The sequence below is a fragment of the Helicobacter bilis ATCC 51630 genome (assembly GCF_000686565.1).
Taxonomy (GTDB): domain Bacteria; phylum Campylobacterota; class Campylobacteria; order Campylobacterales; family Helicobacteraceae; genus Helicobacter_A; species Helicobacter_A bilis.
In genome coordinates this window covers 1-1,108 of the sequence record NZ_JMKW01000130.1, presented here as the reverse complement: position 1 = coordinate 1,108, position 1,108 = coordinate 1, and the positions used below count along the sequence as shown (strand labels likewise).

Here is a 1,108-nt window from a genome sequence, read left to right as displayed (position 1 = left end):
AGCTTTATTATTAGGGCATTTACCGCTTATAAATTTGTCATTTTGTGCGTTTATTGTAGCAAGTAGCTTTTTATCTTCTGTGTAGTATTTTAAATTGCCATGTGCTTCATCATTTTTATGTGGTGTTTCACTTGCTAGATTCCCATTCTCATAATACCATTTTTCTATGCCCTCTATTTTGCCATTTTTATATGGTGTTTCACTCGCTAGACTCCCGTTCTCATGATACCACTTTGCCATGCCTTCTCTTTCGCCATTTTGATATGGTGTTTCTATCCAAAGATTCCTATTTGAAAAATATTCTCTCTCTACACAACCGCTTATTTTATCCGCTTCGGTTTTGCATTCTTTTAGTGTATCTGCATGTAAAATAGAAAATGAGAGAAAACCCATAAACACACTTTTTAGTAACATAGCTGCCCCTTTTAAATTGAAATAATAGATTCTGTATTTTACAGAATATTCTTTTAGATTAAAGCTTGCTAGATTCTAAGATTAGAATCTAGCAAGTGTTAAGATAGCTTTAAATCATAAATTATTTAGAATCATTGCTAAGGCATATTTCTTTTAAATAGTTAATTTCTTGTTCAATGTTAATGTCTTCTCTTCTAATCTCTGTTAAGTCTTTGTCTGTTAAGACTTTATCATCAAAGCATTTGCTGCTTATAATCTTGCCATTCTCAGCTTTAACTAAGGCTAGTAGCTTTTTATCTTCTGTGTAGTATTTCATATCCCCATGAAACAAGTCGTTTAAATATGGTATTTCTGCCATAAGCTTCCCATTCTCATCATACTCTTTTACTACACAACCGCTTATTTTATCCGCTTCGGTTTTGCATTCTTTTAGTGTATCTGCATGTAAAATAGAAAATGATAGAAAACCCATTAACACACTTTTTAGTAACATATTTGTCCTTTAAGATTGAGATAAAGATTCTGTATTTTACAAAAACTATTTTAGACTAAAGCTATAAAGATTCTAAGATTAGAATCTAGGAAGTGTTAAGACTTTAAAATCATAAATTATTTAGAATCACTCTCTTTAAGGCATATTTCTTTTAAATAGTTAATTTCTTGTTCAATGTTAATGTCTTCTCTTCTAATCTCT

At 30.4% G+C, this 1,108-nt stretch carries 2 protein-coding genes; both read right to left on the bottom strand.

Annotated elements, in window-relative coordinates; genetic code table 11:
- A partial coding sequence (locus T368_RS0111660) for a toxin-antitoxin system YwqK family antitoxin (protein WP_004086503.1) occupies positions 1 to 414 on the bottom strand: 414 nt, incomplete at its 3' end.
- Positions 415 to 535: 121 nt separating this feature from the next.
- On the bottom strand, positions 536 to 907 hold the full coding sequence (locus T368_RS0111655) for a toxin-antitoxin system YwqK family antitoxin (protein ID WP_027338518.1): 372 nt from the start codon (positions 905 to 907) through the stop codon (positions 536 to 538).
- Between the last annotated feature and the right edge of the window lie 201 nt (positions 908 to 1,108).